The following is a 26,767-nucleotide window of genomic DNA, read 5'->3' as shown; positions in this document are numbered from 1 at the left end:
GTCGCCCCGGACGTCGACGTGTCGAAGGACACAGTTGGCCGACGGTGTCTCAGTCGCCGTTCCGGGGCGGCACGGTGACTCTTCCGGCCCGCCGCTCCCCGTCGAGGACGCGCAGTGCCTGAGCGAGCGTCGGCGCGTGCACTTCACTCTCGCCCCGCTGGTGCATCACGGCGAGCGCGTCGCGCAGGGCGCTCGCCCGGCCGACCAGGGCCTGGGCGGCGCGCAGCCCACCGTAGGTGTGCTCGACGCGGGACGGGTTGATCCGCCCGAGCAGGTCGACGACTTCGAGATAGCGGTCGATCAGCTCGGCCTCGGCCCGGGTCAGCGCGGGCAGCGGCGGGAGTTCGGGCGGCAGCATCGGCGGGGTCACCTCGGACCGCGGGCGGCGAGCGACGTCTTGCGGCTCGGAATGATCCGGTCCACGAGGCCGTACTCCAGGGCCGCGGGGGCATCGAGGATCTTGTCCCGCTCGATGTCCGCGGCGATCCGCTCCGCGCTCCGCCCCGTGTGACGGGCGAGCATCTCCTCCAACAGCCGCCGTGTGCGCAGGAGTTCGTCGGCCTGGATCGCCAGGTCCGTGGCCTGCCCTCTGATCGGCTCGGCCATGGCGGGCTGATGGATCAGGACGCGCGCGCCGGGCAGCGCGAACCGCTTGCCGGGCGTGCCTGCGGCGAGCAGGACGGCGGCGGCGGAAGCGGCCTGCCCCAGGCAGATCGTCTCCACGTCACAGCTGACGAACCGCATCGTGTCGTAGATCGCCGTCATCGCGCTGAACGAGCCGCCGGGGGAGTTGATGTACAGCGAGATGTCGCGGTCCGGCGCCTGGTACTCGAGGTGCATGAACTGTGCCATCACGTCGTTCGCCGAGGTGTCGTCGATGGGGGTGCCGAGGAAGACGATGCGCTCTTGGAGGAGCTTGGAGTACGGATCCATGGTCCGCGCACCCGAACTGGTGCGTTCCGTGAACTCGGGCAGAACGTGGCGGACGGACGGTGGGTGGTTCGGACGGTGCGGACGGTTCATGGCGCGCCTCTCATTCCGGTCGTCGTTTCCGGTCGCGGTGCGGCCCGGTCTCCGGTGTCTGTAAAAAATGTACAGGACGTACAGTCCCGTGCTTCGGGGGTCGAGCGGTTCCGGGTGGCGCCCGCTGGTCCGGCCGGGTGCCGGAAGCAGGCTCTAAGCTGGACGCATGGCCTACGAGATTCCGGTGACGCAAGCCCGCGCAGAGCTCGCCGAGCTCATCAACCGCGTCGTCTACGGAGGCGAGCGGGTCGTCGTCACGCGGCACGGCAAGCCGCTCGTGGCGCTCGTGTCCGCCGCCGACCTCGAGCGTCTCGAAGGGCTCGCGCAGGCTGTGGAGGAGTCGACGGTCAGCGCGGTCACATCGGTCGGGTCCGTTACGCCCGCGCCGCAGGAGCGGCAGCGATTCGGCATCGCGGCGGAACACCGCGGCCCGCAGGCCACGTAAGAGTGGGGCGCATTCTCTGAACCGCGCCCACGCGTGCGAAAAGTTGCCCAGGGCATCGACAGGTATGGCGCAGCCCAGCGGACAGTCATGCGATGGTCAACGACTGGTTAACCTCGTTGAAACTCCTCCCAACTACCCTCCCGTGCCACGCCACCAGCGGTTTTTCTGACCGGGGTGCGCAAGATCGCGTGCTGTCGGTGTGTGTTACATCTATATCCGTCGCGGTGGCCGCGGCAACCGGACCCCGCATGGTTCGGGTGAGGACTGTGAGGTGGGAACCGTGCAACTGACCCCGCACGAGCAGGAGAGACTGCTCATCCATGTGGCCGCGGACGTGGCCGAGAAGCGAAGGGCGCGGGGGCTGCTCCTGAACCATCCCGAGTCGATCGCCCTCATCACCTCCCACATCCTGGAGGGCGCCCGCGACGGCCGGACCGTCGCGGAGCTGATGTCCTCGGGGCGGCGGATCCTCACCCGTGACGACGTCATGGAGGGCATCGCCGAGATGATCCACGACGTCCAGGTCGAGGCCACCTTCCCGGACGGCACCAAGCTCGTCACCGTCCACGAGCCGATCGTCTGACGGGAGTTCGCGCCGCATGCATGCCGCTCCGCACGGCACGGGACAAGGGCTGATCCCCGGAGAGATTCTCTTCGCGGACGAGCCCGTCCCCTTCAACGAGGGCCGCGAGGTCACCCGTCTCACCGTCCTCAACGCGGCCGACCGGCCCGTCCAGGTCGGCTCCCACTACCACTTCGCCGAGGCCAACCCTGGTCTTGACTTCGATCGCGGCGCCGCGCACGGAAAGCGGCTCAACATCGCCGCGGGAACCGCCGTGCGCTTCGAGCCCGGAATCCCCGTCGACGTCGAACTCGTCCCGCTGGCCGGCAAGCGTGTCGTACCCGGTCTGCGCGGCGAGACCGGAGGTGCCCTCGATGCCTGAGCTGTCCCGTGCCGCGTACGCCGATCTCTTCGGCCCCACGACCGGCGACCGCATCCGGCTCGCCGACACCGACCTCCTGATCGAGATCGAGGAGGACCGCTCGGGCGGACCCGGCCACTCCGGCGACGAGTCCGTCTTCGGCGGCGGCAAGGTCATCCGCGAGTCGATGGGCCAGTCCCGCACCACCCGCGCCGAAGGCGCCCCCGACACCGTCATCACCGGCGCGGTGGTCATCGACCACTGGGGCGTCGTCAAGGCCGACATCGGCATCCGCGACGGCCGCATCACCGGGATCGGCAAGTCCGGCAACCCGGACACGATGGACGGCGTCCACCCCGATCTCGTCATCGGCCCCGAGACCGAGGTCATCGCGGGCAACGGCAAGATCCTCACCGCGGGCGGCATCGACACCCACATCCACTTCATCTCGCCGACCATCGTCGACGAGGCGCTCGCCTCCGGTGTCACCACGCTCTTCGGCGGCGGCACGGGCCCGGCCGAGGGCAGCAAGGCGACCACCATCACGCCCGGTGCCTGGCACCTGTCCCGGATGTTCGCGGCCCTGGAGACCAGCCCGGTCAACATCGGCTTCCTCGGCAAGGGCAACACGGTCAACGCGGAGTCGATGCACGCCCAGCTCCGCGCAGGCGCCGTCAGCTTCAAGATCCACGAGGACTGGGGCGCGACGCCCGCCACCATCGACGCGTGTCTGAACGTCTGCGAGGAGACCGGCGCCCAGCTCGCCGTCCACACCGACACGCTGAACGAGGCAGGCTTCATCGACGCCACGTTCGACGCGGTCGCGGGCCGCACACTGCACGCCTTCCACGTCGAGGGCGCGGGCGGCGGACACGCCCCCGACATGATCACGGCCGTCTCGCTGCCCAACATGCTGCCGAGCTCCACCAACCCCACCCGGCCGCACACCGTCAACACCGTCGAGGAGCACCTCGACATGCTGATGGTCTGCCACCACCTCAACCCGGCCGTCCCCGAGGACCTCGCCTTCGCCGAGTCCCGCATCCGGCCCACCACGATCGGAGCGGAGGACATCCTCCACGACCTCGGCGCCATCTCGATCATGTCGTCCGACTCCCAGGCGATGGGGCGCATCGGCGAGGTCGTCATGCGTACGTGGCAGACCGCGCACGTGATGAAGCGACGCCGCGGTCAGCTGCCCGGGGACACCCGCGCCGACAACCGTCGCGCACGTCGCTATGTCGCCAAATACACGATCAACGCGGCCGTCGCGCAAGGCATCGACCACGAGCTCGGCTCGGTCGAGTCCGGCAAGCTCGCGGACCTCGTCCTGTGGGAACCGGCGTTCTTCGGTGTCAAGCCGCAGCTCGTCATCAAGGGCGGCCAGATCGCGTACGCGCAGATGGGCGACGCGAACGCCTCGATCCCGACCCCGCAGCCGGTCCTGCCCCGACGCATGTACGGGGCACACGGCAAGGCCCCGGCCCTCAACTCGGTCAACTTCGTCACGCGGTCGGCCCTGGACGACGGCCTGCCGGAACGCCTGGGCCTGGACAAACCGTTCGCCGCGATCCGCTCCACGCGCGGGCGGAGCAAGGCCGACATGCGCGAGAACGACGCGCTGCCCCGGGTCGAGGTCGCGGCTGACAGCTTCGCCGTGACGATCGACGGAGAACTCGTCGAACCGTCACCGGCCGCGGAACTGCCGCTCGCACAGCGGTACTTCCTCTTCTGACGGCCCGGCACCCGATACCGACGGTCCGACATCCGACAAGGCTGGCGACGATCACATGTCACGAGCAGCACTCCTCGTCCTGGCCGACGGCCGTTTCCCCGCCGGCGGGCACGCCCACTCGGGCGGAGCCGAAGCAGCCGTCAAGGCGGGCCGCATCACCGGGGCGGCGAGCCTGGAGGCGTTCTGCCGGGGTCGGCTGCACACCTCCGGGCTGGTGGCGGCCGCACTCGCGGCGGCCGCCGCCCTCGGTGCCGACCCGGCCGCTCTGGACGCGGCGGCGGACGCCCGCACACCGTCACCGGCGCTGCGCACCGCCGCGCGGCGGCTCGGCCGGCAGATGATGCGGGCCGCCCGAGCGACCTGGCCGCACCCCGAACTCGACGCGCTGGCCCGGCGGTTCCCCAAGGGAGCCCACCAGCCCGTGGTCCTCGGGCTCGCAGCCCGCGCCGCCGGGCTCGGCCCCGAGGACGCCGCGTACTGCTCGGCGTACGAAGGGATCAGCGGCCCCGCGACCGCCACCGTCCGGCTCCTCAGCCTCGACCCCTTCGACGCGACGGCTGTCCTCGCCCGGCTCGCCCCGGACGTCGACGAGGTGGCGCACCGGGCCGCCGAAACCGCGCGACGCGCCGTCGACGAAGGGGTCGACGCGCTGCCCGCGGCGTCCGCGCCGCTCCTGGAGATCAGCGCGGAGGCGCACGCGGCGTGGCCGGTGCGGCTCTTCGCGTCCTGACCACGCCCCCCTACCCGCACGGGCCCCCGCACACCGACCTCTCCCCGCACGACCGGCACCACACGAAGGAGCAGCAGCATGCACCTCGACCATTCCCACGACGGGCCCGCCGCCGTATCCGCCGACGCCCACCGCCCCGACGGCAGCCGCCGCGCGCTGCGCATCGGGCTCGGCGGCCCGGTCGGCTCCGGCAAGACGGCGACCGTCGCCGCGCTCTGCCGCGACCTGCGCGACGAACTGTCCCTCGCCGTGGTCACCAACGACATCTACACGCGCGAGGACGCCGAGTTTCTCCTCCGCGAAGCCGTCCTGCCGCCCGAGCGCATCACCGCGGTGGAGACCGGGGCCTGCCCCCACACCGCGATCCGCGACGACATCTCCGCCAACCTGGAGGCCGTGGAGGACCTGGAGGACGAGGTGGGCCCGCTCGACCTGATCCTCGTCGAGTCCGGCGGCGACAACCTCACGGCGACGTTCTCCAAAGGGCTCGTCGACGCGCAGATCTTCGTCATCGACGTCGCGGGCGGCGACGACATCCCGCGCAAGGGCGGCCCCGGCGTCTCCACGGCGGACCTGCTCGTCGTGAACAAGACCGACCTCGCCCCGCATGTCGGCTCGGACCTCGCCCGGATGGCCGCCGACGCGAAGGCCCAGCGCGCCGAACTCCCCGTGGTGTTTCAGTCGTTGCGGTCCGCCGAGGGCGTCGGCCCGGTCGCCGCGTGGGTGCGCGAGCAGTACGCGGCGTGGACCGCGTCGGCGTGACGACGGACCTCGCGCCCCGGGACGCAGCCGTGGCGGACGCCACCCCGCTCCCGGGCACCGGCGGGAGGCGACCGAACGCCGCCGGCATCCGTGCCACGGCCCGCGTCGAGGCGCGCACCGACGACCGCGGCCGCATCGCCCTGCCGGTACTCGACGGCGACGGCCCGCTCGCGCTGCGCCGCACCCGCTCCACGGGCCGCACGGCGCGCGTGACACTGGTCGGGGCGATGAGCGGCCCTCTGGGGGGCGACCGTCTCGCCGTCGAGGCGGCCGTCCACGCGGGGGCCGCGCTCCACATGGACTCGGCGGCGGCCACCATGGCCCTGCCGGGCCAGACGGAGAAGGCGGCACGCTACGACGTACGCCTGTCGGTGGCCGACGGCGCCGAACTGCGCTGGCTGCCGGAACAGCTGATCTCGGTGTGCGGCAGCGACCTGCGCGTCACGACGTGCGCCGAACTGGCAGCGGGTGCCCGTCTGGTGCTCCGCGAGGAACAGGTCCTGGGCCGCACGGGCGAGGCCCCCGGCCGCCTCACGAGCCGCCTGACGGTCCGCCGCGCCGGACAGCCGCTCCTCGACCAGGAACTGGCGTGCGGTCCCGGCGCGCCCGGCGGCTGGGACGGCCCAGCGGTCCTGTTCGGCCACCGCGCGGTCGGCCAACTCCTCGTCGTACGCCCTGAGTACGCGCACGAGAAGCCGCCCGCCGAACCGCTGGGGGAGTGGGCCGCGATCACACCGCTCGCGGGCCCGGCAGTCCTGGTCACGGCCGTCGCACCGGACGCGCTGCTGGTCCGCAGGGCGATGGACGAGGCTCTGCGGCGGCTGGGCTGAGCAGTCGCCGATAGCCGGTGTCACCCGCACCGGTTATCGGATTAGTAAAGAACCATCCCCCCATCTGTTCTCGGCCACCCCACAGGCGCGAGGATCCCCCGTACTGCTCGAATCTGCTCGAATCGATGTGCGGGAGGCCCGACTTGAGAAGGACCCCAGGGACCAGACGGCGGACGGCGGTGTTCGGATCCGCGGGGGCCCTCGTCGCGGCGACGCTGATAGCCGGTGCCGTCGCAGCCCCGACGGCGAACGCCGACGCCGCTTCGACGGCGCGGGCCGACGTGGCCCGCTCCGGCAAGGACCGTGAGATGCGCGGAGCCGTCCTCGCCGCGCAGCGTGCCGCGAAGGCCGGCATCGACTGGCGGGACTGCCCTGCCGACTGGGGACTCGAGAAGCCCATCCAGTGCGGCTGGGTCACCGTCCCCCTCGACTACGCCAAGCCCGACGGCAAGAAGATCAAGCTCGCCGTCGACCGCATCGGCAGCACCGGCACCAAGGACGAGCGCCAGGGCGCCCTCGTCTACAACCCGGGCGGCCCCGGTGGCTCCGGCATGCGTTTCCCGCGCCGTGTCACCACCAAGAACAAGCTCTGGGAGAAGACCTCCAAGGCGTACGACTTCGTGGGCTTCGACCCGCGCGGCGTCGGCCGCTCCGCGCCCATCTCCTGCGTCGACCCGCAGGAATTCGTGAAGGCGCCCAAGCTCGACCCGATCCCCGACAGCGAGGCCGACAAGCGCGCCCAGCGCAAGCTCGCCGCCGAGTACGCCGACGGCTGCCAGGAGCGCAGCGGCGCCATGCTGCCGCACATGACGACGCCCAACACCGCCCGCGACCTGGACGTCATCCGCGCCGCGCTCGGCGAGAAGAAGCTGAACTTCCTCGGCGTCTCCTACGGCACCTACCTGGGCGCGGTCTACAGCACCCTCTACCCGACGCACGTGCGCCGCATGATCTTCGACTCCGTCGTCAACCCGCGCACGGACAAGATCTGGTACGAGGTCAACCTCGACCAGGACGTCGCCTTCGAGAAGCGCCTCGTCGACTGGATGAAGTGGGTCGCGAAGAACGACTCGGCCTTCCACCTCGGCGACACCTACACCGAGGTCCGCGCCCAGTGGGAGAAGCTGCGCGCCACCGCGAAGAAGCAGCCCCTGAACGGCGTCGTCGGCCCGGCCGAGCTGCACGCGTACTTCCAGAACGCGCCGTACTACGACTCGTACTGGGTCGAGATCGCCACCAACTGGAGCACGTACGTCGCCGGTGACCCGAAGCCCCTCATCGAGGCGGCCGGCCCCGATCTGTCCGACACCGCGGGGAACATCGCGAGCGAGAACGGCAACGCCGTCTACACCGCCGTCGAGTGCGCCGACGCCAAGTGGCCGCGCAGCTGGAAGAAGTGGGACCGCGACAACACGCGCATCCACCGGACCAGCCCCTTCATGACCTGGGGCAACGCCTGGATGAACCTGCCCTGCGCGACCTGGTCGAGCAAGCAGCAGCGCCCGATCGAGGTCGAGACCCACAAGGGCCTGCCGAAGACGCTGATCATGCAGTCCACGCGTGACGCCGCCACGCCGTACCCCGGCGCCGTCGAGCTGCACAAGCGGCTCAAGGGCTCCCGCCTGGTCACCGAGAAGGACGCCGGTTCGCACGGCATCACCAACATCACCAACCCGTGCCTCAACACCCGTGTCGACGCCTACCTGTTGACGGGCGAGGTCGACGCCTCCGACGTCACCTGCGGCCCGCACGCCACCCCCAAGCCGTAGCGCACGCGGTGAACCGCACGGCCGCCACCGGCACCATCGCCGGTGGCGGCCGTCGTGTGTACCGGGCGGCTCAGGAGCTCCGGTCTCCCGCCAGCCACGCGTCCTCCGCCGCATAGTCGAACAGGTCGACCGACGGGTCATAGTTCGCCGCCATCTTCGGGAACGCCTCGCGCCAGTCGCGGTCGCCCAGGTGGGCCGTCAGCCAGTCGACCGTCTCCTCCAGGGCGTCGGCGTACGACGTCACGGCGCGGTACCCCAGCTCCCGCTCCGCCGCCGACATGTCGTAGACGACCGGATGCGGCGTGCTCCACGGGGTGACACCGACGTTCGGGGCAGGGGCTTCGCCCGGCACCGTCACCGTCTCGCTCTCGAACCCCATCACGCGGTCGACCGCCGCGCCGATCTCCGAGACCGTGAACGCCTCCGGATCGGCCGCGTTGAGGACCCGGGACCCGGGCCGCGCGGCCGCGAGCCGTACCAGCTCGGCGATGTTGTGCACGCTCACCGGGTGGAAACGGCTGCGTCCTCCATGGGTGAGGACGCGCGTGCGCCGTTTGTCCAGGTTCCGCTTCACGAAGTACAGCTCGCGCGGTGTGCGGCAGTACGGGCCGTAGATCGCGCCCGCCCGCAGCAGCGTCACCGGCAGCGTGTCGCCGAGCGCCAGGAGGTCCCGCTCGACCCTGATCTTGCGGGTGCCGTATGTCGCGTCGCCGGGCTCGACCGTGGGCCCGCTCTCGGGGATCGGCACGGGGTACTCGGGAAAGCCGTCGGGCTCGTCCTGGGTGTCGAAGCTGCGACCCCGCCCGTCCGCGTAGACCGCCCCGCTGGACAGCACCACGGCCGACCCGATCCGGTCGGCGAACCCCACGTACTGCCGGGCGTGCGCGGCCGTGAACGCCACCATGTCGACCACGAGGTCCACACCGTCGCCGAGCGCGCCCCCGAGCGCCGTGTCGTCCTCCCGGTCGAGCCGTACCGTTCGTACGTCGCCCGGCCACCGTTCGTCCCGGCCGGCACTCCGCGACGCGGCCCGCACCTCCCAGCCGTCCTCGGCGAGGGCCCGCGCCGCGACCCGCCCGATCTGTCCTGTCGCCCCGATCACCAATGCGCTCTTCATGATCGGACCGTATGCGCGGCGCGGTGCGCGCAGAAGAGGAATCTGCTGTCGGCAGACGGGCCGCCTCGGGCGTGTTCCGCTCAGCTCAACGGCATCCGCGGCCGCCGCCGCGGCTCCTTGCCCCCCGCCGCCGCGCGCTCGCGTTCCGCTTCCGCCGCCTCCTCCGCCTTCACGACGGCCGCGTACTTGTCGACGTACTCCTGCCCGGAGAGCCCGAGGATCGCGTACATGATCTCGTCGGTGACGGCCCGCAGGACGGCCTTCTCGCCGTCCATCCCGACGTAGCGCGTGAAGTCGAGCGGCTCGCCGAAACGAATCGTCACCCGCTTGAACTTGGGGAACTTCCGGCCGGGCGGCTGCGCCTCGAAGGTGCCGATCATCGCGCACGGCACCACCGGCACCTGTGCCTTGAGCGCCATCGCCGCCACGCCGACCTTGCCCTTGTAGAGCCGTCCGTCGTGCGAGCGGGTGCCCTCCGGATAGATGCCGAGCAGCTCGCCCTTGCGCAGCACGCCGAGGCCCTCGCGGATCGCCGCCTGCCCCGCCTCCTTGCCGGAGCGGTCCACCGGGATCTGCCCCGCGCTGCGGAAGAACGCGGCCGTCAGGCGGCCCTTGAGGCCGGGCCCCGTGAAGTACTCCGCCTTCGCGAGGAACGTGATGCGGCGCTTGATGATCGCCGGCATCAGGAAGTGGTCGGAGAACGACAGGTGGTTTCCCGCGACGATCGCCGCGCCGCCGTCCGGCACATGCTCCAGGCCCTCGATTCTGGGCCGGAACATCAGCCGGAGCAGCGGGCCGAGGATCACGTGCTTGAGCAGTAGGTAGAACATGGCGGCCGCCTTCCCCCTCGTCCAGGTGCCGACGCACAGTAGTCAATCGATGGCGCGGACGCGAGAGCCCATACGGGTCGTCGCGTGCGGCCGGGTGGGCGAACGACCGGCGTTGCGGCGCGACGTACGCCGCCGGAGAGGGGTGCCCTGGCTTCTTCCGGGTGTCGTCCGACGCCACGGAACGTCACCGCCGCCGTCACATCCGACGCGTGTCCCGGAGGTCTCCCATGCGTTCGCTCCCCCTCGCGGTCGCCACCGCCCTGCTCGCTCTCGGAGGGCTCGCGCCCGCCCACGCCACCGGCACCGCGGCACAGGCCGCCGACCCTGCCGCGCCCGCCCCGAAACGCGGGCTCTTCCTCACCGTCTCGGGCGCCGAGAACACCTGGGTCCGCGGCGTACTGCTGCACTGCTCGCCCAAGCCGGCCGGGGCCCACCCGCAGCCGGCCATGGCGTGCGGAGCGGTTGCTCGGGCCAAGGGCGACTTCGACGACCTGCCGGACGACCCGCATGCCTGCACGAAGGAGTTCGACCCGGTCACGGCGACGGCGACCGGGTCGTACAGGGGCAAGGCGGTGCACTGGCGCAAGACGTACCCGAACGCCTGCGCCCTGGACGCGGACACGGGCCACGTGTTCCGCTTCTGAGCCCCTCGGGTGACGGGTGCGCGCCGACACGCTCACGCGGTCCGCGACAGCACCATCGCCAGCGTGATCAGGCCGAGCACCACCCAGCCGAACCACAACCAGCCGTTGCTTCCGAGAGCCACCGTGTAGGCCGTCACCATGACGAGGCCCCCGATGGTGAACCCACCCATGGTCTTCGTGGAACCGGGCATCGCTCAGCCTCCTCCCGGCAGTCCGTGGCGCCGAGGCGCCCGGACCGCGGTCCGAAGACCATCGTGACCCGGGAAGACCCTCTGGCGCTAGCGTCCGCGAGCGGCCAGTGAGGCCAGATAGGCGTTGTACGCCTCCAGCTCCTTGTCACCGTCGCGGTCGGCGGCGCGGTCCTTGCGGCGTGCCTCGCGGTCGTCGGAGCGCCGCCACTGGAAGAGGAGGGCGACCAGGACGACCACGGACGGGATCTCGCTGAACGCCCAGGCGATGCCGCCCGCGGCCTCCTGGTCGGCGAGCGCGTCGATGCCGAGCGAGGCGGGCGGATGCATGTACGTGCCGATCATCGGCTGGCTCGCCATCATCAGCGCGATTCCGAAGAACGCGTGGAACGGCATGCCCGCGAACAGCTCCAGCATCCGCATGATGTAACCGGGGCGGTGCGGTCCCGGGTCGACGCCCATGATGGGCCAGAAGAAGACGAGGCCGACGGCGAGGAAGTGGACCATCATCCCGATGTGGCCCGCCTTGGACCCCATCAGCGTGTCGAAGAGCGGGGTGAAGTACAGCGCGTACAGGCTCGCGATGAAGAGCGGGATCGTGAACGCGGGATGCGTGATGATCTTGACGTAGCGGCTGTGGAGGAGCCACAGGAGCCATTCGCGCGGGCCCTTGCGGCCGCGCCCCGCCGCCGGCAGCGCACGCAGCGCCAGCGTGATCGGCGCACCGAGGAGCAGCAGGATCGGCGACAGCATGCTGATCACCATGTGCTGCACCATGTGCACGCTGAACATGACCATGCCGTAGTCGTTGAGCTTGGTGCACATCACCAGGAGCACGGTCAGGATGCCGAGCACGAACGAGACCGTGCGGCCGACCGGCCACTTGTCGCCGCGCCGCACGAGCCGCGCCACGCCCCACCCGTACAGGGCGAGGGCCACCAGGCAGCCGATGAGGAAGAAGGGGTCGGCCGACAGCTCGAGGCCCCGCCCCAGCGTGAACGGCGGCAGATCCATGTTCATGCCGTGCCCGCTGTGATCCATCCAGTGGCTCCTGATTCGTGCGGATTGTGCGACGTGTGTCGGCACCAGAGTAGAACTGCCCCCGGCCGCTGACGCGACCGGGGGCAGGAGTTCGGAGGGGCGACCGGACTACAGCACGCACTCCGCTTCGGCGTACCGCTCCTCGGGCACCGTCTTCAGCGTCTCCACGGCCTCGGCGAGCGGCACCATCGTGATGTCCGTGCCGCGCAGCGCCGTCATGTTGCCGAACTCGCCGCGGTGCACGGCCTCCACGGCGTGCCAGCCGAAGCGGGTCGCGAGGACGCGGTCGTACGCGGTGGGGGTGCCGCCGCGCTGGACGTGGCCGAGGATGACCGGACGGGCCTCCTTGCCGAGGCGCTGCTCAAGTTCGAGGGAGAGCTGGCGGGCGATGCCGGCGAACCGCTCGTGGCCGTAGACGTCCTTGCCGCCCTCGTCGAACTCCATGGAGCCCTCGCGCGGCTTGGCGCCCTCGGCGGCCACGACGATCGCGAACTTCTTGCCCGCGGAGAAGCGTTCGCCGACCTTCGCGGCCAGCTCCTCGATCTCGAAGGGACGCTCGGGGACGACGATGGCGTGCGCGCCCGCGGCCATGCCCGAGTGCAGCGCGATCCAGCCGGTGTGCCGGCCCATCACCTCGACGATGAGCACGCGCTGGTGCGACTCAGCGGTGGTCTTGAGGCGGTCGAGGGCCTCCGTCGCCACGCCGACGGCCGTGTCGAATCCGAAGGTGACGTCCGTGACGGCGATGTCGTTGTCGATGGTCTTGGGGACGCCGACGATGGGCAGACCCGCGTCGGAGAGGAGCCGCGCCGCCTTGAGGGTGCCCTCGCCGCCGATCGGGATGATCGCGTCGAGACCCAGCTCGGCGACGTGCCCCTTGGCGCGCTCCACGCCGTCCCGCAGATGCGCGGGCTGGACGCGCGACGAGCCGAGGATGGTGCCGCCGCGGGCGAGGATGCCGCCCACCGCGTCGAGGTCCAGCTTGCGGTAGTCGCATTCCAGGAGGCCTTTCCAGCCGTCGTGGAAGCCGATGACCTCGTCGCCGTGGTCCGCCACCGCGCGGTGCACGACGGAGCGGATGACGGCGTTCAGACCGGGGCAGTCGCCGCCGGAGGTCAGGACACCAATGCGCATGGCCCGGAATACCTTTGCAACGTGGGTCGGTGACCGGACCACGTCGTCCGGCTGGATCTCCGCCACCCTATAGGCGCCGGGGGGCCGGGCCGCACCCGGCGTCCGAGGGCTGGACGGCCCCGCTCACATGTGCGGGCGGGGCGTCAGGCGGGCCCTCGGACGGGGCGCGACAGGGGTGTTACGCGGGCTGCTGCGCGGCGTTGATGCGCTCGTTGCGCAGCGCCTCGTACCAGCGGTCGTCCGTCGGCGGCAGCGCGTTCACGTCGAGGGCCAGCTTCAGGAGCAGGTCCGCGATGAGCGGGTTGCGGGCGAGGACGGGGCCGTGCATGTACGTGCCGAAGACCGTGCCGTTGTACGCGCCCTCGGTGCCGTCGCCCGTGCCGTTGCCCCGGCCGAGCGTCACGCGGGCGAGGGGCCGTGCGGCCGGGCCGACGTGCGTGATGCCCTGGTGGTTCTCGAAGCCCGTCAGCGGCGGCAGGCCGAGCTGCGGGTCGATGTCGGCGAGCACGTCGCCGACGCACCGGTCGCCCTCGCCGCGGGTCGAGACCACGTCGAGGAGGCCGAGGCCCGGCTCGCGCTGGCCGAGGTCGTTGATGAACTCGTTGCCGAGGATCTGGTAGCCGGCGCAGACCGAGAAGACGATCGCTCCGTTGCCGACCGCGCGCTGCAGGCCGCCGTCGCGGCGCAGCCGCTCGGCCGCGAGCCGCTGCGGGCGGTCCTCGCCGCCACCGATCAGGTAGATGTCGCCGGAGGTGGGCACCGGCTGGTCGCTGCGCACGTCGTAGCGCTCGACCTGGAGGCCGCGCTGACGCGCCCGGCGCTCCACGACCAGGGCGTTGCCCTGGTCTCCGTACGTGCTGAGCAGGTCGGGGTAGACCCACACCAGCCGCAGGCTGTTGTCGCTCATGCTCATGTGTCCCTACGAAGATCTAGAGGGGCCGGGCGGGTCAGTTGCCGACGCGGCGGCGCAGGTCCTGGAACGCGGTGTAGTTCGCGATCGTCTCGATGCGTCCCGGCGGGGCGAACTGCACCGCCTCGTCGACGCTCTCGCAGACCCGGAAGTCCAGGCCTGCTACCTCCAGGCGCACGGCGAGGTCCAGCTTGCGGTCGCCGAGCACGAAGATCGGGTGACCGGCGAGCCGGGTGTAGTCGACGTCCCAGAGCCAGGAGGTGTCCGTGCCGTCGGCGCCGCGCGCGTTCACGGAGAGGATCACCGGGGTCGGCGGCGGGTCGATCAGCGAAAACGTTTCGAGCCAGCCCGCGGGGTTCTTCGCGAGCAGCAGTCGCAGGTCGCGGCCCTGGAACTGCACGACGTCGTAGCGTCCGGCGACCGCCTGCACCTGGTACATGCGCTCCAGGGCGACCTGCGGCGGCACGCCGAAGACGGCGGCCACGGCCGCCGACGACGCGGCGTTGGCCTTGTTCGCCCGGCCCGGCAGCTGCAGGTGGATCGGCCACGCCGAGCCGTGCGGGTCGAGGACGTGGTCGCCGGAGAGCACCCAGCTGGGCGCCGGACGGCGGAAACCGCACTCGCCGCAGAACCAGTCGTCCCCGGGGCGCTGCATGACGCCGCCGCAGGACGGGCACGACCAGGCGTCGTCCTTCCACTCCTGGCCGGCGGCCACCCACACCACGTTCGGCGAGGAGGAGGCCGCCCAGACGACCAGCGGGTCGTCGGCGTTGGCGATGACGACGGCCTTGGAGCCGGCCAGGCCCTCGCGCCACTTCTCGGCGAGCATGCGGGTCTCCGCGGCGCGGTCCAGCTGGTCGCGCGAGAGGTTCAGCAGGGCGATCGCCTTGGGGTCGACGTCACGGGCGACGCCCGCGAGGTACTTCTCGTCGACCTCGATCACACCGAACCTGGCGTCCGAGCCGCCGGCCAGCGCCGAGGTGATCCCGGCGGGCATGTTCGCGCCGAGCGCGTTCGAGACGACCGGGCCGCTGGCCCGCAGCGCCTCGGCGATCAGGCGCGTGGTGGTCGTCTTGCCGTTGGTGGCCGACACGAGGACGACGTCCAGGTGTGTGGCGAGCCGTCCGAGCAGTTCGGGGTCGAGCCTGAGCGCGACCTTGCCGCCGATCACCGATCCGCTGCCGCGGCCCGCTGCCCGGGACACCGCCGCGGCCGCCTTGCCCGCCGTCACGGCCAGCTTGGCCCGCGGCGACAGCGGGTCCGTGTTGCCTGACATCTGTCGAGATCCTCCTTGCGTACGGCGCCGCGCCTGCCCCCGGCATCGTTTCGCTGCTCAGCCTATCGAGATCCATCTGCAAGCCCGAATTGCGGCACCACCTCGGCACCTCGGCGGTGCCGCTCCTTCCCCTGGACCGTACTCTTGCCGTCATGCGACACGGCACGATCCCGGGCGCCTCGGGGCGCGTACGACCTCTGACCCTGCTCGGCGACCCGGTGCTGCACGCGCCGTGCGAGGAGGTCACCGACTTCGGCCCCGAACTGGCCCGCCTCGTCGAGGACATGTTCGCGACGATGTACGCCGCGCGCGGCGACGGGCTCGCCGCGAACCAGATCGGCGTCGGCCGCCGGGTGTTCGTCTACGACTGCCCGGACGACGAGGACGTCCGCCACCTCGGGCACGTCGTCAACCCGAAACTCGTCGAGTTGGACGGCGTGACGGTGCGCGGACCCGAGGGCTGTCTCTCGCTGCCCGGACTCGAAGCGGGCACGCCGCGCTTCGACCACGCCGTCGTCGAAGGTGTCGACATGCGGGGCGAGCCGGTTCAGGTGCACGGGACGGGCTGGTTCGCCCGCTGCCTCCAGCACGAGTGCGACCACCTCGACGGCGGCATCTACACCGATCGCGTCACGGGCTGGCGGCGCCGCAGGGTACTGCGGGCCGCGGCCAGGGCGCCCTGGAATTCTTGAGGCTCTCAGAAACCGGGCCCCCCGACGCGGTTGCCCGCCGCCGCGAGCCGCCCCCAGAGCAGGTCGGCGAGGCTGCGCACCAACTGGGCGCGTGGGCACGGCCGTTCGCCGAGCCACCAGTCGCCCGCCGCGTGCATCATGCCGACGATGCCGTGTCCCCACACGCGGGCGAGCTGGGCGCTCTCCGGGCCGAGGTCGACGCGCTCCTCGATGACCTCCGCGAGCTCCTCGCCGAGCCGGCGCAGCAGGGGGGCCGAGTGCAGCCCGACGTCGAAGCCCTGCTCGCCGGGGGAGGGGGCCTCCGACGGATGCATGAGGAAGCGGTAGACCTGCGGACGTGCCTCGATCGCCGCGAGGTAGGTGTCGAGCGTCGCCTCGACCCTCTCCCTGCGCTCGGCGGGGGCGTCGAGTGCGGCACGCAGCGCCTCCAGGAGGGCGTCGGTGTGCCGCTTGGCGAGTGCCGCGTACAGACCGCCCTTGTCGCCGAAGTGGCGGTACAGGATCGGCTTGGTGATGCCCGCCTCCGCGGCGATGGCGTTCATCGAGGCGCCCGGGCCGTCGCGGAGCACGACCCGGTCCGCGGCCTCGAGGAGCTCTCGCCGCCGGTGCTCCGCGGACCGCTGCTGATCGGTCCGCTGCGTGGTCTCCATCGTTTCTCCCCGCCCGTGCTGAATCGGTGACGCACGCGCAACGTAACACCCGGTGGCCCGTGCGGATCGAACGGGCCACCGGGAGTTGACATGGACTACTGGCCGGTAACAGACTGCGGTTACCGCAAGTAACGTCGCAGATGATCGCAGGTCCTGGAGGGGTCATGGCCGAGTTCACCATGGAGCTCAACGACGAACAGAAGGAAGTCCGGGACTGGCTCCACGGATTCGCCGCCGATGTGATCCGCCCCGCGGCCGCCGAATGGGACGAGCGCGAAGAGACCCCGTGGCCCATCATCCAGGAAGCGGCGAAGACAGGGATCTACTCGCTCGATTTCTACGCTCAGCAGTTCTTCGACCCGTCGGGCCTCGGCATTCCGATGGCGACCGAGGAGATCTTCTGGGGCGATGCCGGCATCGGCCTGTCCATCATGGGCACGGGTCTGGCCGCCGTCGGCGTGCTCGCCAACGGGACCGAGGAGCAGATCGGCACCTGGATCCCGCAGATGTACGGCGACGTGAACGACGTCAAGGTCGCCGCGTTCTGTTCGTCGGAGCCGGACGCCGGATCCGACGTGGCCGCCATGCGCACCCGCGCCGTCTACGACGAGGCCAAGGACGAGTGGGTCCTCAACGGCACGAAGACGTGGGCGACCAATGGCGGCATAGCCAACGTCCACGTCGTCGTCGCGGTCGTCGACCCGGAGCTCGGCTCGAAGGGCCACGCGTCCTTCATCGTCCCGCCGAACACGCCGGGCCTGTCGCAGGGCCAGAAGTTCAAGAAGCACGGCATCCGCGCCTCGCACACGGCCGAGGTCGTCCTGGAGGACGTCCGCGTCCCCGGGCACTGCCTGCTCGGCGGCAAGGAGAAGCTGGACGAGCGCATGGCCCGCGCGCGGGAGCGCGCCAAGTCCGGCGGCGAGCGCGTCAAGAACGCGGCGATGGCCACGTTCGAGGCGTCCCGCCCGGCGGTCGGCGCCATGGCCGTGGGCACGGCGCGCGCCGCGTACGAGGAGGCCCTGGAGTACGCCAAGACGCGCACCCAGTTCGGCCGCCCGATCATCGACAACCAGGGCGTCGCCTTCCAGCTCGCCGACATGCGCACCCAGATCGACGCGGCCCGCCTCCTGGTGTGGCGTGCCTCCTGGATGGCCACCACGGGCAAGAAGTTCGAGTCGGCCGAGGGCTCCATGTCGAAGCTCTACGCGAGCGAGGTCGCCAAGAAGGTCACGGCGCAGGCGGTCCAGATCCTCGGCGGCAACGGCTTCACCCGCGAGTACCCGGTGGAGCGCATGCACCGCGACGCGGCCATCTACACGATCTTCGAGGGCACGAGCGAGATCCAGCGCCTGGTCATCGCGCGGACGCTGTCGGGGATGCCGATTCGTTAGACGGGACCGCTCCCGTGCCTACTTCCGGCGCCGGTAGGTCAGCCAGATCCGCGTCGCGACCAGCCCGAGTACCACCACGCCGACGGTGATCTGCACCCAGCGGGGAAGGGCGCCGGAACCGGGGAGGTACAGGGCGAGGGCGGTCATGTCGTGCTCCTTGTCGTCCAGGCGGTGTCGCGCAGCATGCGCAGTCCGTTGAGTCCCACGATGACGGTGGAGCCCTCGTGGCCGAGGACGCCGAGCGGCAGAGGCAGGTCGCCCGCCAGGTCCCAGACGACCAGGCCGGAGATGAACACCCCGGCGATCACCAGGTTCTGCACCACCAGGCGGCGGGCGGCGCGCGACAGGGCGATGACCTTGGGGACCGCGGCGAGTTCGTCGCGGACGACGACGGCGTCGGCGGTCTCCAGGGCGAGGTCGGAGCCCGCGCGGCCCATGGCGATCCCGGTGTGGGCGACGGCGAGGGCCGGGGCGTCGTTCACACCGTCGCCGAGGACCAGCGTCCTGCGGCCGCGTGCCTCCAGGCGTCGTACGGCCTCGACCTTGTCCTGGGGCAGGAGCCCGGCGTGGACCTCGGCGCCGGGGATGCCGACCTCGGCGGCCAGGCGGACGGCGGCGCGGGGGTTGTCACCGGTCAGCAGCATCGGGGTGGCGCCGGTCAGACCGGTCAGGGCGGCGACGGTCGCCGCGGCGTCGGGACGCAGCCGGTCGGCGATGCCCAGCACTCCCACCGGGACCTCGTCGAGCAGGACGACGACGGCCGTGCGGCCACCGGCTTCGAGGTCAGTGGCGATCTCGGCGGCGTCAGCCGTCGCGGTGTCGTCATCACGGTCGAGGAGGCGGGCGGGTGCGCCGACCGTGACCGTGCGGCCGGAGACGGTGGCGGTGACGCCTACGCCGGGCGTGGAGGTGAAGTCCCGCAGGTCGGCGACGGACAGGCCGCGGGTGCGGGCGGCGTCGACGACGGCGCGGCCCAAGGGGTGTTCGCTGGGGTGCTCGGCGGCGGCCGCGAGTGCCAGCAAGGAGTCCTCGGTCAGTCCGGAGCCGGGTACCGGGCGGACGTCGGCGACGTGCGGGGTGCCCTCGGTCAGGGTGCCGGTCTTGTCCAGGGCGACCGCGTCGACCTGCCCGAGCCGCTCCATCACCACGGCGGACTTCACCAGGACGCCGTGGCGCCCGGCGTTGGCGATCGCCGACAGGAGCGGAGGCATCGTCGCAAGGACCACCGCGCACGGCGACGCCACGATCATGAAGGTCATCGCCCGCAGCAGCGAGGCGGTCAGGTCCGCGCCGAACGCGAGGGGGACCAGGAAGACCGCCACGGTCGCGACGACCATGCCGAGGCTGTACCGCTGCTCGACCTTCTCGATGAACAGCTGAGTGGGCGCCTTGGTCCGGGAGGCCTCCTCGACCATCGCCACGATCCGGGCGATCACCGAGTCCGAGGCGTCCCGCTCCACCTTCACCCGCAGGGCGCCGGTGCCGTTCAGGGTGCCGGCGAAGACCTCGTCCCCCGCCTGCTTCGCGGCCGGCAGCGGCTCACCGGTGATGGTGGACTGGTCCACCTCGCTGACCCCGGACAGGACGCGGCCGTCCGCGCCGACCCGCTCGCCGGGGCGGACCAGGACGGTGTCCCCGACGACCAAGTCCCGCGTGGGGACCGTCGATTCGCCGCCGTCGTCGGACAGACGGGTGGCGACGTCGGGCGCGGGGTCGAGCAAGCCGCGCACCGCGTCCTGGGTCCGTGCGGTGGCCAGGGCCTCCAGGGCACCGGAGGTGGCGAAGATGACGATCAGCAGCGCGCCGTCCATCGTCTGCCCGATCGAGGCCGCGCCGAGGGCGGCGACGATCATCAGCAGGTCCACGTCCAGGGTCTTCTCGCGCAGCGCCGTCAGCCCCGCCCGGGCGGGCTCCCATCCGCCGGTGACGTAGACGGCGGCGTAGAGAAGTCCCCATGACCAGGCGGGTGAGCCGGTCAACTGGAGCGGCAGCGCGATCAGGAACAGCACCAGTGCTGCGGCGGCCCAGCGCGCTTCCGGCAGGGCGAACACCCGGGTACGTCGTCCCGGCGCGGGGCGCGGGGCGGCCGGAGCCATCCGTGCGGGCGGTGGGATCAGGTCGGAGGGCATGGCGAAGCAACCCCTTCGGGGCGGGGGGACGGCGACACGCTCACCGTACAGGAACATCTGAACAGGTCTTCATATGTCACCGATAGGGTGGCGGCATGGGTCACGGAGCCGACGCCAGGAACCACGCCACCCCCCGCGAGCGCCTGGACGCGGTGGGGGCCACTGACGTCGCCGCCACCCTGCAGGCCCTCGCGACCCCCTCACGGCTGCATATCCTGGCCCGCCTCCAGGAAGGTCCCTGTGCGGTCGGTGATCTCGCCGAGGCCGTCGGCATGGAGGCCTCCGCCTGTTCCCACCAGCTCCGCCTGCTGCGCAACCTCGGGCTCGTCACCGGGGAACGCCGTGGCCGCTCCATCGTCTACGCCCTCTATGACGGCCACGTCGCCGAACTGCTCGAACAGGCCCTCTTCCACGTCGAGCACCTGAGGCTCGGCCTGCGCGACGAACCGGCCGCCGGGCGCTAGAGCGCGACGCGCGCCGCGTTCCTGGGCTGCTCGGGCAGCATGCCGATGGGTCGGCCCGTCGAGCGCTCGGCGCTCTTGCGGGCCAGATCCCTGACGATGTGGGCGGCGGGCTGAATCTCCTCGCGCGGGGAGAGGTGTGGCGCGTGCCCGGTCGGGGAGGGGTGGGTGCGGGGGGTGTCGGCGAAGGCCGCGGCCGTCGGCATGGCGACGGCCGCGAGTGCCGCGATGACGATCGCGAGGGCCCTCAAGCGTGCGCCGATGGACATCGTCTCTTTCCTCTGATTGCTCCGATTCGAGTGGGATGTCCACGAAGCTATGCACTCGACATCAAGGCGATGCGTAAGGGATGTAACGGGCGCGAGGAGTATGCGCAGCAAAGTGGTCGCCATGTCCCGGCCGGGCCCCGGGGCTCGACGCAGGCAGAAAGGAAGGCTTGCAAGTTTGACTTCCTTTCTCGTACCGTCGCTGCATGAGCGGACACTCTGAAGAGCCCACTCCGGAGCAAGTCGCCGCCGATCTGACGCAGGTCGTCGGGCGTCTCGTGCGGAAACTGCGCAGCGCGTCGCCCATGAACGGGCTCAGCCCCTCGCAGCGCTCCGTCCTCGCCCGCCTCGACCGGGGCGGCCCCACCACCACCGCGGAACTCGCGCGCGCCGAGTTCGTGCGACCGCAGTCGATGCGGATGACCGTGAGCGCCCTGGAGTCCATGGCGCTCATCGAGCGAGCCCCCGATCCGGACGACGGGCGGCAGTCCGTCCTCTCCCTGACCGACCAGGGCCGCCGCACCCTCACCGAGGGGCGCGCCGCCAAGCGGGGCTGGCTGTCGGAGGCCGTGTCCGCAGAGCTCGATCCGGCCGAACTGCGTCAACTCGCCGACGCCGTCGTGCTGTTGGAGCGACTGGTGCAGAAGTGACCGGCGCGTCCGTCGCGCGCGCGAAGCGGCGCCAGGCCCGGGAGCGGCCCGCCTTCGGAGCGCGGCTGACCGCGCCCCTGCTCCTCGGCTCCCTGCTCAACCCGCTCAACACGACCATGATCTCCACCGGCCTGGTGGCGATCGGCCACGACTTCGGCGTCGGCGCCTCCGACACCGCCTGGCTCGTCTCCGTGCTCTACCTCGCGAGCGCCGTCGCCCAGCCGGTGCTCGGCAAGCTCGCCGACAGTCTCGGACCGCGCCGCGTCCTCCTCGCCGGACTCGTCCTCGTCGTCGCATCGGGCCTGGTCGGAGCGTCGGCCCCGGGATTCGGCTGGCTGCTCGCCTCCCGGGCGCTGCTCGGGATCGGCACGTCGGCCGCGTACCCCGCCGCGATGGCCGTCCTGCGCGACGAGTCGACCCGGCTCGGCACCCCCACCCCGCGCACTGTCCTCGGCCGGCTCTCCTTCGCGGCGCTCGGCAGCGCGGCGATCGGCCCGACCCTCGGCGGCCTCCTCGTGGCGACCGCCGGCTGGCGCGCCCTCTTCGCCGTCAACGTGCCGGTCGCGGTCATCGCGTACGCCACAGCACTGCGCTGGATACCGAAGGACATACCGCGCGGGAAGGCACCGGCAGACCGGAAGGGCACGCTCGACCCGCTGGGGATCATGCTCTTCACGGGCGCGCTGAGCTGCCTCGTCGTGTTCCTGCTCGACCTGCGCCACCCGATGTGGCCCCTGCTCGCCCCGGTCGTCCTGCTCTCCGCCCTGCTCACCCGGTGGCAGTTGCGCCACCCGCACCCCTTCGTCGACCTGCGCATGCTCGGCACCCACCACGCACTCGCCCGCACCTACCTGCGGCACGGACTGAGCTACCTCGTCGTGTACTGCGTGATGTACGGCTTCACCCAGTGGCTCGAGGAGGAGCGCGGCTACTCCTCGCTGCACACCGGACTCGTCATGCTGCCGATGTCCCTCGCCGCGCTGGCCTGTTCCCTGATCGGGGCGCGCACCAAGGGCATCCGCGCGCCGCTCACCGTCGCGGCCGTGCTCCTCGCCGCGGGCAGCGCGCTGCTGCTCCTCACCACGGACTCCACACCGCTCGCCGTCCTGCTCCTGGGCGGTGCCTGCTTCGGGATTCCGCAGGGGCTCATGGGCACCGGCAACCAGGCGGCCGTGCAGCAGTTCGCGCCCGCGGAGGCCATCGGCTCGGCCGCGGGACTCCAGCGCACCGCGCAGTACATCGGCGCCATCACGGCCTCGGGTCTGATCGGCCTCGCCTACGGGCAGCGCGCCGACGACGGCGGACTGCACCTCATGGCCGCCGTGGGCGCCGTCCTCGCCCTGGCCCTCGTCGTCCTGACCGTCACGGACCGCGCGCTGTCACCGCAGGCCGCCCGAGTAGGCGCGTAGTCCCGACCGCTCACGCACGTCACCAGTACCGCTCGAGAAAGGCACCCCCCATGACCGCCACCGTCCTCGACCCCACCACCGCCCTTGTCCTCGTCGACCTCCAGAAGGGCATCACCGCGCTGCCCACCGCCCACCCCGCGCAGCAGATCGTCGAGCGGTCCGCCGCGCTCGCCCGCGCCTTCCGCGAGCGCGGGCTCCCCGTGGTCCTGGTGCGGGTGACCGGCGGCGCCCCGGGCCGCACCGAGGGGACCGCGCGGGGCACTGACGCGCCCGCGGACTGGGCTGACCTGGTGCCCGAGCTGGGACGTACGGACACGGACATCGTCGTCACCAAGCAGCGGTGGGGCGCCTTCTACGGCACCGACCTCGATCGGCGACTGCGCCGCAGGGGCGTCACCCAGGTCGTGCTCGCCGGCATCGCGACGAGCATCGGCGTGGAGTCGACGGCCCGCGCGGCGCACGAGCACGGCTACCACGTGACCGTGGCCGTCGACGCCGTCACCGACATGGACGCCGACGCCCACCGCAACAGCGTGGAGAAGATCTTCCCGCGGCTCGGCGAGACGGACACGGCGGAAGCGATCACCGCGCTGCTCGGCCGCGCCTGAGCAGCGCGGCCCGCTCGGGCGTCACGGCCGGTACACGTACGGCGTGGTCGTACAGAGCGTCGTGAAGCCGAGCCGGTCCAGGATCGGGCGGCTGTCGTCGGTGGCGTCGACCTGCAGATAGCGGTAGCCGCGCTCGACGGCGATGCGGGCGCGGTAGGCGACCGTCGCGCGGTAGATGCCCTTGCCGCGCCACAGCGGGTCGGTGCCGCCGCCCCAGAGCCCGGCGAAGTCGGTACCGGGACAGAACTCCATGCGGGCGCCGCACACCGGCCGGTCGCCGGCCATCGCGACGACCGCGACGATGTCGTCCGGTGTCTCGGCGAGCTGCGCGAGCACACGCCGTGCGAGACGCTCGCTCAGCGCCGCGTCGCCCTCGCCGAAGGCGGCCAGGTGCGCCTCGGACATGAGGCGTACGCCTTCCGCGTCCGTCACCGGGACAAGCCGGACGCCGTCGGGCAGTTCGGGGCCCGCGGGCAGCGCGGCGGCCTCGGCGACCATCAACGTCTCTGCCGGCTCGGCCTCGAAGCCTGCCGCGAGGAGCCGCTCGCCGAGGTCGGCGGGACGGTCGTACGAGTGCTGCTTCCACTCGAACTCGCGGCCCGCGGCGGTGTAATGGCGCACCTGCTCCGCGATCACGGCGTCCGCTGTCGACGTGTCGACATCGGCCCACAGGACACCGTTCCAGTCGTGCGCGGAACCGGTGACGCGCACGACGTCCCCGGTCCGCTCGACCCGGGTGTCACCGCCCTCGCCCGTGGTGTCGTGCCGGAGCTGACGGTCGTACGCGGCCAGTACCGCTGCGTGATCCATGCGGTCACCTCAGCAGCGGGGCGCGGCGGCGGCAACCGGTTTTCACCGGAGCCGGCGGGTCCTAGGCGTGCCAGCGACAGCGCAGGGCCGCCGTGGTGAAGCCGGGGCCGAAGGCGACGGCCGCGCCGTGCGCGCCGTCCTCGGGAGGGTCGGCGTGGGTGCGTTCCAGGACGCGCAGGATGCTCACGCCGCCCAGGTTGCCCTCGTGGCCGAGTGTGTCCGTGGAGTGCCGTGCGGCGTGCTCGTCCAGGCCCAGCGCGGCCGCCGTGTCGGCGATGATGCGCGGGCTGCCGGGGTGGATGACGGCGAAGTCGGGCTGCTGGGGGCCCATCCACTCCAGGAGGGGCGGTGTCACGTCGGTGACCGCGGCCAGGACCTGCTTGGTCGAGTCGAAGTGGATGCCGTCCTCCGCGATCCTGCCGCGCTGGCGTTCCAGGCTGTCGGGAAGGACGTACTCGAAGGTGTCCTCGACGGCGAGGCCGGGACCCAGCGGGGTGTCGGTGACGACGGTCGCGGAGGCCGCGTCGCCGAACAGCGCTTTGTAGATCATCGACTCGATGGTGGTGTCGCTGTGGTGGTAGATGCTGGACAGCACCTCGGAGGCGACCACAAGGACCTTGCTGCCCGGCCGTGCGGCGAGGAGGTCGGCGGCGCGGGTCAGGGCCTGGGCGCCGCCGGGACAGGCCACGGAGGTGAGTGCCACGCGGCGCAGGTCGGGGCGGAGGCCGAGCCGTGTGACGAGGTGGATGTCCAGGTTCGGGACGGCCCAGCTCGTGGTGTGCGTGGTGACGACGGCGTCGATGTCGCGCGCGGTGAGGGCGGCGTTGTCCAGGGCCGCGGCGCAGGCCCGTTCGGCCATGTCGAGCGCGTCGGAGAAGGCGACCCGGGCGCGTTCCCCGACGTCGGCCGTGCCGGACACGGTGGGGGAGTCGAGTGGGCGCGTGAAGTGGCGGGTCCGGACGCCGGAGTTGCCGATGACGCGGAGTATGGCGCGCAGGCGCGGGTGGTCGGCGTGGTGCGCGCTCACGTCGTCGGCTATCTCGGCCGTGGTGACCTTGTGGTCGCCGAGGACGGTCCGTGGTCGCAGTACGTGAGCAGTCACGAGGCGGCTCCCCATGGTCGGCGGCGCGGGTGGGGACGTGGCCAAATTACTGCACTGTGCCGAGAATGCCCTGTTGTGCGTGACCTGCTCGAATGTGTGTGCGATATCCGCCCGGGGTGGTGCGCGGTGTGTACACGAATCAGTCGGAGCGCAGGTTGGGTGCGCGCGAATGGACGCGCTGCGAGCCGCGGTGGAACACGAGGATCATCAGCCGGGAGCCGGGCGCCGTCAGGGGCTGCGCCGCGCACATCGTGACCCAGCCGGGACCCTCCAGGGCGTGCATCAGGGGACGCTCGTCACCGTCGGGGTGGGGGTGGGAGTTGCCCGCGGCGTAGAGGTCGGCGGTCTCGGGGTCGGCCAGGATCTCCTTCTCGATCTGTCGCAGGATGTCGTCGTCGGGCCGGGTGGCGAGCGCGGCCCGCAGCTGGGGGAGGACCATCGGGGCCCAGGCGGTGTGCCAGTCCATCAGGGTCTCGCGCCCGTGCGGGTCCAGGAGCATCCAGCGCAGGGTGTTGCCGGGAACCTTGCCGCCCGGGAACATCCCGGCGAAGGCCGTGTTGTACGCGAGCATCTCCCAGGAGGCGTCGGTCACGTAGGCCATGTGCCCGATCCCGTCGACCGCCTCCTGCCAGACGCCGGGGACCTCCTTGCCGGAGGAGAGGTGGAGCGGACCCGGCGGGTCCTGGAGCAGTGCGTAGCGGCAGAGGGAGACCCACTCCTGTTCGTTGAGGCCGAACAGGCGCGCCACGTCGCGCAGCAACGAGGTCGGCGGGTTGGGGTAATTGCCGGACTCGAGACGGTGGTACGTCCCGAACGTGCGGTGGAGCAGTTGGTCGACCTGGTGCTGCGACAGGCCGGGTGCGCGCCGTCCCTGGCCTGTCGGTCGGGCGAAGCCGTGCGATTCGGGGGCTATGAGGGCGCGTCGTTCGCGGAGCAGAGCGCGGAGCGCCGTCTTGTTCATGGTGGGTAATCCCTCTTGGTGCACGCCGAGTTGGAGCGTGATCAGTCTAAATATTCACATCGGCTTTGGTAGTAAACATTGCCCGAAGAAAACGATCAGTCGCTCGGGCATCATGGAGCGTGCGGGGTCACCGACCTGCAGGTTTGAACGTCGGATGACAGCCGTGCACAACAGCGGGGCATCTTGTCCGGGGAGCATGAGAATGGCTGAAATTCCCCGGCATTGGGTACCCCCTAGGCCTACAGAGCCGACGTGGGAAGCGTGTGGGACAACTGTTCGTA

31 protein-coding genes are annotated in these 26,767 nt (G+C 71.4%); 15 read left to right on the top strand and 16 right to left on the bottom strand.

The window, feature by feature from the left end:
* Positions 1-49: 49 nt before the first annotated feature.
* Together DEJ47_RS01525 and DEJ47_RS01520 are read right to left on the bottom strand one after the other, a co-directional pair.
* Positions 50-358 (bottom strand): hypothetical protein, encoded by a 309-nt coding sequence (locus tag DEJ47_RS01525; protein WP_150164143.1) that lies wholly within the window; start codon positions 356-358, stop codon positions 50-52.
* Positions 359-366: 8 nt separating this feature from the next.
* Positions 367-1,023, bottom strand: coding sequence for an ATP-dependent Clp protease proteolytic subunit (locus DEJ47_RS01520; RefSeq protein ID WP_150164141.1), 657 nt, complete (start codon positions 1,021-1,023; stop codon positions 367-369).
* Between the two features lie 166 nt (positions 1,024-1,189).
* Here DEJ47_RS01520 and DEJ47_RS01515 point away from each other — a divergent pair, with 166 nt between their 5' ends.
* From DEJ47_RS01515 to DEJ47_RS01480, 8 genes are all read left to right on the top strand, one after another.
* Positions 1,190-1,468, top strand: coding sequence for a type II toxin-antitoxin system Phd/YefM family antitoxin (locus tag DEJ47_RS01515; protein ID WP_150164139.1), 279 nt, complete (start codon positions 1,190-1,192; stop codon positions 1,466-1,468).
* A gap of 280 nt (positions 1,469-1,748) precedes the next feature.
* Positions 1,749-2,051, top strand: coding sequence for an urease subunit gamma (locus DEJ47_RS01510; protein ID WP_150175369.1), 303 nt, complete (start codon positions 1,749-1,751; stop codon positions 2,049-2,051).
* A gap of 49 nt (positions 2,052-2,100) precedes the next feature.
* On the top strand, positions 2,101-2,412 hold the full coding sequence (locus DEJ47_RS01505) for an urease subunit beta (RefSeq protein WP_150175368.1): 312 nt from the start codon (positions 2,101-2,103) through the stop codon (positions 2,410-2,412).
* Positions 2,405-4,126, top strand: coding sequence for an urease subunit alpha (locus DEJ47_RS01500; protein WP_150164137.1), 1,722 nt, complete (start codon positions 2,405-2,407; stop codon positions 4,124-4,126). The genes DEJ47_RS01505 and DEJ47_RS01500 overlap by 8 nt, the downstream gene beginning before the upstream one ends.
* A 55-nt stretch (positions 4,127-4,181) precedes the next feature.
* Positions 4,182-4,856 (top strand): urease accessory protein UreF, encoded by a 675-nt coding sequence (locus DEJ47_RS01495; RefSeq protein WP_150164136.1) that lies wholly within the window; start codon positions 4,182-4,184, stop codon positions 4,854-4,856.
* Between the two features lie 78 nt (positions 4,857-4,934).
* On the top strand, positions 4,935-5,618 hold the full coding sequence (ureG, locus tag DEJ47_RS01490) for an urease accessory protein UreG (RefSeq protein WP_150164134.1): 684 nt from the start codon (positions 4,935-4,937) through the stop codon (positions 5,616-5,618).
* A 29-nt stretch (positions 5,619-5,647) separates the two neighbouring features.
* On the top strand, positions 5,648-6,448 hold the full coding sequence (locus DEJ47_RS01485; RefSeq protein WP_223828661.1) for an urease accessory protein UreD: 801 nt from the start codon (positions 5,648-5,650) through the stop codon (positions 6,446-6,448).
* A 125-nt stretch (positions 6,449-6,573) separates the two neighbouring features.
* Positions 6,574-8,217, top strand: a complete 1,644-nt coding sequence (locus DEJ47_RS01480; protein WP_150164130.1) for an alpha/beta hydrolase — start codon at positions 6,574-6,576, stop codon at positions 8,215-8,217.
* A 70-nt stretch (positions 8,218-8,287) separates the two neighbouring features.
* Here the strand turns inward: DEJ47_RS01480 and DEJ47_RS01475 are convergent, their stop codons facing one another.
* Positions 8,288-9,334 carry an NAD-dependent epimerase/dehydratase family protein gene (locus DEJ47_RS01475; RefSeq protein ID WP_190415221.1) on the bottom strand — a complete coding sequence of 349 codons (1,047 nt, stop codon included), beginning with the start codon at positions 9,332-9,334 and terminating at the stop codon, positions 8,288-8,290.
* An 80-nt stretch (positions 9,335-9,414) separates the two neighbouring features.
* Positions 9,415-10,164, bottom strand: a complete 750-nt coding sequence (locus tag DEJ47_RS01470) for a lysophospholipid acyltransferase family protein (RefSeq protein ID WP_150164128.1) — start codon at positions 10,162-10,164, stop codon at positions 9,415-9,417.
* Positions 10,165-10,391: 227 nt separating this feature from the next.
* Between DEJ47_RS01470 and DEJ47_RS01465 the strand changes: the two genes are divergently transcribed.
* Complete coding sequence (locus DEJ47_RS01465; RefSeq protein ID WP_150164126.1) at positions 10,392-10,808, top strand: SSI family serine proteinase inhibitor; 417 nt, start codon at positions 10,392-10,394, stop codon at positions 10,806-10,808.
* A gap of 32 nt (positions 10,809-10,840) precedes the next feature.
* Here DEJ47_RS01465 and DEJ47_RS01460 read toward each other — a convergent pair whose 3' ends face one another.
* The 5 genes from DEJ47_RS01460 to DEJ47_RS01440 all read right to left on the bottom strand — a co-directional run bounded on the left by DEJ47_RS01460 (position 10,841) and on the right by DEJ47_RS01440 (position 15,357).
* A complete protein-coding gene (locus tag DEJ47_RS01460) occupies positions 10,841-10,999 on the bottom strand; it encodes a hypothetical protein (protein WP_107098122.1) in 159 nt (52 codons plus the stop codon).
* 87 nt (positions 11,000-11,086) lie between these two features.
* On the bottom strand, positions 11,087-12,037 hold the full coding sequence (locus DEJ47_RS01455) for a cytochrome c oxidase assembly protein (protein WP_150164124.1): 951 nt from the start codon (positions 12,035-12,037) through the stop codon (positions 11,087-11,089).
* A 108-nt stretch (positions 12,038-12,145) separates the two neighbouring features.
* Positions 12,146-13,171 carry a 6-phosphofructokinase gene (locus DEJ47_RS01450; RefSeq protein WP_150164122.1) on the bottom strand — a complete coding sequence of 342 codons (1,026 nt, stop codon included), beginning with the start codon at positions 13,169-13,171 and terminating at the stop codon, positions 12,146-12,148.
* Between the two features lie 178 nt (positions 13,172-13,349).
* Positions 13,350-14,078, bottom strand: coding sequence for a type 1 glutamine amidotransferase (locus tag DEJ47_RS01445; RefSeq protein ID WP_150164120.1), 729 nt, complete (start codon positions 14,076-14,078; stop codon positions 13,350-13,352).
* 40 nt (positions 14,079-14,118) lie between these two features.
* Positions 14,119-15,357 (bottom strand): Mur ligase family protein, encoded by a 1,239-nt coding sequence (locus tag DEJ47_RS01440; protein ID WP_150164118.1) that lies wholly within the window; start codon positions 15,355-15,357, stop codon positions 14,119-14,121.
* Between the two features lie 152 nt (positions 15,358-15,509).
* Between DEJ47_RS01440 and def the strand changes: the two genes are divergently transcribed.
* Entirely contained in the window at positions 15,510-16,049 is a 540-nt protein-coding gene (gene def, locus DEJ47_RS01435) for a peptide deformylase (protein WP_150164116.1), read from the top strand.
* A gap of 5 nt (positions 16,050-16,054) precedes the next feature.
* On the opposite strand, the gene DEJ47_RS01430 is transcribed toward def, so the two are convergent.
* On the bottom strand, positions 16,055-16,699 hold the full coding sequence (locus tag DEJ47_RS01430; RefSeq protein WP_150164114.1) for a TetR family transcriptional regulator: 645 nt from the start codon (positions 16,697-16,699) through the stop codon (positions 16,055-16,057).
* A 164-nt stretch (positions 16,700-16,863) separates the two neighbouring features.
* Here DEJ47_RS01430 and DEJ47_RS01425 point away from each other — a divergent pair, with 164 nt between their 5' ends.
* Complete coding sequence (locus DEJ47_RS01425) at positions 16,864-18,090, top strand: acyl-CoA dehydrogenase family protein (protein WP_150164112.1); 1,227 nt, start codon at positions 16,864-16,866, stop codon at positions 18,088-18,090.
* Positions 18,091-18,108: 18 nt separating this feature from the next.
* On the opposite strand, the gene DEJ47_RS37295 is transcribed toward DEJ47_RS01425, so the two are convergent.
* Both DEJ47_RS37295 and DEJ47_RS01420 read right to left on the bottom strand, forming a co-directional pair.
* Positions 18,109-18,237 carry a hypothetical protein gene (locus DEJ47_RS37295; RefSeq protein WP_263398880.1) on the bottom strand — a complete coding sequence of 43 codons (129 nt, stop codon included), beginning with the start codon at positions 18,235-18,237 and terminating at the stop codon, positions 18,109-18,111.
* Positions 18,234-20,219 carry a heavy metal translocating P-type ATPase gene (locus DEJ47_RS01420; RefSeq protein ID WP_150164110.1) on the bottom strand — a complete coding sequence of 662 codons (1,986 nt, stop codon included), beginning with the start codon at positions 20,217-20,219 and terminating at the stop codon, positions 18,234-18,236. The genes DEJ47_RS37295 and DEJ47_RS01420 overlap by 4 nt, the downstream gene beginning before the upstream one ends.
* Positions 20,220-20,314: 95 nt before the next feature.
* On the opposite strand from DEJ47_RS01420, the gene DEJ47_RS01415 reads away from it, so the two are divergent.
* Complete coding sequence (locus DEJ47_RS01415; protein WP_150164108.1) at positions 20,315-20,683, top strand: ArsR/SmtB family transcription factor; 369 nt, start codon at positions 20,315-20,317, stop codon at positions 20,681-20,683.
* On the opposite strand, the gene DEJ47_RS01410 is transcribed toward DEJ47_RS01415, so the two are convergent.
* Entirely contained in the window at positions 20,680-20,949 is a 270-nt protein-coding gene (locus DEJ47_RS01410; RefSeq protein WP_150164106.1) for a hypothetical protein, read from the bottom strand. The two genes, DEJ47_RS01415 and DEJ47_RS01410, sit on opposite strands and share 4 nt — an antisense overlap.
* Positions 20,950-21,152: 203 nt before the next feature.
* Between DEJ47_RS01410 and DEJ47_RS01405 the strand changes: the two genes are divergently transcribed.
* From DEJ47_RS01405 to DEJ47_RS01395, 3 genes are read left to right on the top strand one after another with little or no spacing between them, the layout of a single operon-like run.
* Positions 21,153-21,596: a MarR family winged helix-turn-helix transcriptional regulator gene (locus tag DEJ47_RS01405; protein WP_150164104.1), complete on the top strand. Its 444-nt coding sequence runs from the start codon at positions 21,153-21,155 to the stop codon at positions 21,594-21,596.
* On the top strand, positions 21,593-23,005 hold the full coding sequence (locus DEJ47_RS01400; protein WP_223828187.1) for an MFS transporter: 1,413 nt from the start codon (positions 21,593-21,595) through the stop codon (positions 23,003-23,005). The genes DEJ47_RS01405 and DEJ47_RS01400 overlap by 4 nt, the downstream gene beginning before the upstream one ends.
* A gap of 50 nt (positions 23,006-23,055) precedes the next feature.
* The gene (locus DEJ47_RS01395) at positions 23,056-23,613 is read left to right on the top strand and encodes an isochorismatase family protein (RefSeq protein WP_150164102.1); all 558 of its coding nucleotides are present in this window, start codon (positions 23,056-23,058) and stop codon (positions 23,611-23,613) included.
* Positions 23,614-23,634: 21 nt separating this feature from the next.
* Here DEJ47_RS01395 and DEJ47_RS01390 read toward each other — a convergent pair whose 3' ends face one another.
* From DEJ47_RS01390 to DEJ47_RS01380, 3 genes are all read right to left on the bottom strand, one after another.
* Positions 23,635-24,423 carry a GNAT family N-acetyltransferase gene (locus DEJ47_RS01390; RefSeq protein WP_150164100.1) on the bottom strand — a complete coding sequence of 263 codons (789 nt, stop codon included), beginning with the start codon at positions 24,421-24,423 and terminating at the stop codon, positions 23,635-23,637.
* A 61-nt stretch (positions 24,424-24,484) separates the two neighbouring features.
* Positions 24,485-25,525 (bottom strand): 3-oxoacyl-[acyl-carrier-protein] synthase III C-terminal domain-containing protein, encoded by a 1,041-nt coding sequence (locus DEJ47_RS01385; protein ID WP_150164097.1) that lies wholly within the window; start codon positions 25,523-25,525, stop codon positions 24,485-24,487.
* Positions 25,526-25,664: 139 nt separating this feature from the next.
* Entirely contained in the window at positions 25,665-26,486 is an 822-nt protein-coding gene (locus DEJ47_RS01380) for a helix-turn-helix domain-containing protein (RefSeq protein WP_150164095.1), read from the bottom strand.
* Between the last annotated feature and the right edge of the window lie 281 nt (positions 26,487-26,767).

The sequence above is a fragment of the Streptomyces venezuelae genome, from assembly GCF_008642355.1.
In the GTDB taxonomy this organism is placed as follows: Bacteria; Actinomycetota; Actinomycetes; order Streptomycetales; family Streptomycetaceae; genus Streptomyces; species Streptomyces venezuelae_B.
Note: the sequence above shows the minus strand (reverse complement) of the source record. Positions and strands in the feature narration are given on the sequence as shown.